At 25.4% G+C, this 4169-nt stretch carries 3 protein-coding genes; 1 reads left to right on the top strand and 2 read right to left on the bottom strand.

Translation table 11 applies throughout. The features are described 5' to 3' along the window. Positions 1 to 310: 310 nt before the first annotated feature. On the bottom strand, positions 311 to 2776 hold the full coding sequence (locus H4K35_RS15415; protein ID WP_182628795.1) for a DEAD/DEAH box helicase: 2466 nt from the start codon (positions 2774 to 2776) through the stop codon (positions 311 to 313). 2 nt (positions 2777 to 2778) lie between these two features. Next, positions 2779 to 3558, bottom strand: coding sequence for a hypothetical protein (locus H4K35_RS15410; RefSeq protein WP_182628794.1), 780 nt, complete (start codon positions 3556 to 3558; stop codon positions 2779 to 2781). Positions 3559 to 3814: 256 nt separating this feature from the next. Here H4K35_RS15410 and H4K35_RS15405 point away from each other — a divergent pair. Continuing rightward, a partial coding sequence (locus tag H4K35_RS15405) for a phage integrase N-terminal SAM-like domain-containing protein (RefSeq protein WP_182628793.1) occupies positions 3815 to 4169 on the top strand: 355 nt, incomplete at its 3' end.

Genomic DNA, 4169 nt, shown 5'->3' with positions numbered 1-4169 from the left:
TCGACACCAAGTCCATTAGATTTTTTGTAACCTAAATTAAAAAACCCAACTTTACATTTTTGGGTGTAAAATTGGGTGTTTATGCTTTAACTGATTAAGTATCAGTGTTTATTGCGGAGAAAGAGGGTTTGCCTCTTTTAAGCCGTATGCTTTATAAATAGAGAGGTTCACTTTTTTGAATTGTTGTGAGCACCTAATTACGAAAGTTTTACACTATGATTGGAATCGTTTGATTCTATGTCAAATATAATTTTTAACTTATTAAGTATTACTATGAATATTCATTTTTATAATAAAATACGAATAGTAATTATAAAAATTTTCTAATTTCAAATTGAAATAAATCATTTTGTGATTGTAGATATTGATAAAACTCTGTGTTTGCAGAAAGATTTCCAAAGCTATTAAGAGATAAATTTGAAATTTGTTCATCATTATATAGTTTATGGACAATATTTGTACTTAAACCTAATCGCACTAATTTAATTAAGTTTCTATTAGTTGTACCATAAACATGATTGAAGTATTCATCTTCATCAATAAGCTCAAAATCAAAAAGAAAAACTATTAATTTATTTAGTTTATAGCTAACAAAATCTTCCTCTATTTTAACTTTTACAATACTTAAATTTATTAGAATTTCATCTGATTTGCCTTGTAAGTTAACGTAGACTGTATCTTTATATATTTTATTATTATATGCATTTGTATTTCTTGTTACTTCTCCATATGATTTCCCAATAAATATAAATGGATCTAGAGTCTTAGCTTTTGTTTTTAAATATTGAAATGTTGAAATAATATTCTGTTTTAAAGGCCTTTTTTGTGTTGTAGTTAAGTAATAATTGTAAAAATTTTGTGCAGCAGTATTTTTTAAACGTTCAATCTCATAATCAATTATTCTATTATCTAAATTATTAATAAAAATATAGGTTATTTTTTGAATAAGATTGAAATTTTCCCATTTTAGAGTATTAAGGTTTTGAATATTTAAAATAATCTGAGGGATGACAAAATCAAAATTATCATAGATTTCTTCAAAGCTGTTTTCAATAAAATATTTTTTTATATTGATATCTTGATTCTTTGAGTTGCGATTATCAATTAGAAATGATGTATTATCTTTAAGTTTTTGATCTTTTTCACGACGTTTTTCTTTAACTTGTTCTTTCGTAAGATAATCAGTTTTTGAAAATGTTAAATCATCGATATTGTAGTTATTCAATAGTGGATTTTCTATTTTATCTTTGAAACTATGATTTCTCAAAAGTTCAATTTTATTTTTCATCGAATATTTACCTTGAAAATCTTCTCGATTGACAAAATGAATTTTTGGATTCAGTTTCTCTAAATTTTGTTCTTGAAAAACATAATTTAATCGATTAACCCTACCAATCAAATTGACCAAATCTTTTCCATCTAAATAATTCGTACTAGTGATAAAAATTGTCTCAATCGGAAGGTTAACTCCTTCTAAAATTACTTTATTGGCAATTATATATTTTAACTTTGCATTGGTTTTAAATTTAAATTCTAGATATTCTTTAATTTGATTAGGTATTTTTCCATGAATATAAACAATACCCTTTCTTAAAAATTTACTAGCATAAAACTTCTCATGAACTTCATTATTAATAGTATTTACAATTTGATCAATTTCTTTGTCAATCAAATAATGCGGTAAAAAGTCAAAAAGTTCATTTGAAAGTTTCTCAATACTCTTTGGTCGAAAGTTATATATGAAATTTTTAGTTAGACTATTGTTAACTATATATTTAAAAAAACTCAATGATTGACTAAATAATATATATTCATTTGTGAAACGATTGTAACTAAAGACTTCTTCGTTTTCCCATAAAAAAATATCTTCAGATTTTAAATTGTGCTTTACAACTGCTGATTCTATAGTCGAATTCATATTGGACTGAATATTTATTGGTAAATCAATTAAAGGAGAGAGATAAATTACTTTATGATTTTTGATTTCACGATTCATTTCTATTAATCGAGTTAGTAGAATACCACGTGAGTTTTTCTTATTATATCTAAAAAGATTATGTGCTTCATCTATAAAAAGGATATCAAATGAAATATTTTTCCTTAGCAATCTTGTGGCTCTTTCTTGAGTTAATATACCAATAAATTTTTCTTCCCCATCATACATCTCATCATGTGTAATTAATTTGTAATTTAGATTTAATTCTTTAATATCGTTAAAGTTCTGAACTAGTAATGATTTTGTAGGAACAATAATTCCAATTTTTTGATATGAATTATTAATAATAAAATCTTTAATTAAAGAACTTTTACCAAATGAAGTTGGCGCTACATAAACGAGATTTTCTACATCACTGGTGAGTAAATGATTACTAGCTGTATTTTGTTCTAAAGTTTCTAAATATTTTTCTCTTAGATTTATAAATTTTTCATTAATTATTTTATATGACAAAAAACTAGTTATGCTATCTAAATTTAGTAAATCTCTATCTAAAATTGTTTTGCAAATAGGATAAAATCCAATTTGCATACTTATGTCATACAAAGGTTTAAAATCTTTAAAAAGTAAAGAATATTTTAGAATTATGTAATAACCTAAACGGAAATAGCTTTTATACCGATTATCATTGTCATAAACTTTAAAAAAGAGTAAAGAGCATAAGAGAATGTATTCTTTATGTGATTCTGATAGAGATAAATCATTTGTTAATAATTTAGAAAAAATAGAATTAAATTCAGTACTATTTTTTAAAGCTGTGAGTTGCGCTTTCTCTGACATTATTATGTGTTTATATAAGTTATGAAACCATCAATAGCCTTCTTATTTATGCAAATAATATTTATTTTTTTGTATTTATATTTTTTTACCAGACTTATAAGTTTAGTTTTTAAATCTTCTTGATCAATACATTTCCAATTAGTTCCTAAATAGATAGTTGAGCTAGGAATGATATTAAAATTTTTTATATCATTAAATTTGCCTTTTAAAAACTGTCTCTTAAAATTACCTAAATTTTGAATTAAGCTTTTATTTGGATTAATTTGTTGAAGACTAGCATGATTAATTGCATTAGACCAAGGGTCTATAGGATTACCATGTATATCTAATTTCTTACCATTTAATTTATCTCTCAAATCACGATAAGCTTCTCCAATATTTGAATTGTGCGTCGCAGTTGAAGTAGTTGGTAAACTCGACTTACTTTCGTACAAGAAAATTTCTTCTTCAAATTGGTATAATCCATCAAAACCTTTCTTCATTGATTTTGTTTCCTCTAAATTTTTGAATAAAAAATGTTGTTCAAAATTTAATTGATTTAAATATAAATGACAAAAAAACTCTGCTATAAAACCATGCTTTTTTGATTCATCTTTTCCGATAAACCAATTTTTAATTTCAATTTTTAAAAGATCAATATCTTGGTCACCTGCAATACCATTACATATTTTAGCTATATTATTTTTGATTGCTAATTTTATATCATCATCATAGTCTCCTATATCAAGATAATGAATTTTAAGTTTTTCGGAGATTGTATCAATACTTGCATTAATTTTCATACTTAAGGTATTATTGAGATAATTAGTACTTAGAATAAAAGTCTAATATTTAGTGAAAAAATAGACTTTTGTGTGGGGTATAAAATTAAGCTTAAATCTTAGCAGGAACCAATCGTGTTGTCATAGTAGATGTTGAACTAAACCTCCGGTAGCTTTCGCTGCGATGATTTTGTACCTTAGTATTTATTAACGATTAAATAATTGATACTATGGTAATTAAAAAAAATCTCCGGAGGAATTAAGAGCAAACAAATATTTGAATCGCGCTTGTAATGAAATTACAGGTTTTTCTGAACTTCTGCAACGTTTTGAACGAAATATTTCTATTTTAGGACGAAGCAAACGCACTTTTGAAAATTATTCACGTCATGTAGCGACCATGGCATTGCATTTTGGGAAATTACCTACCGAATTACATCCTGAACAGGTTAAAGATTATCTGTTTGAACTACAACAACGTTCTCATTCTCCTTCGCAATCGTATTTTAAACACACGGTTTACGGATTACGCTTTCTATTAAAAACCGAAAATCTTCCGTACGATTACCTTCATTTACCCTCGATTCCTAAAGAAAAAAAACTCCCCGTAATACTAAGTCGAGAAGAAATTT

The organism is Myroides sp. NP-2, assembly GCF_014145665.1.
Classification (GTDB): Bacteria; Bacteroidota; Bacteroidia; order Flavobacteriales; family Flavobacteriaceae; genus Flavobacterium.
The sequence above is the reverse complement of the archived record's forward strand: the minus strand, read 5'-3'. Positions and strand labels throughout refer to the sequence as shown.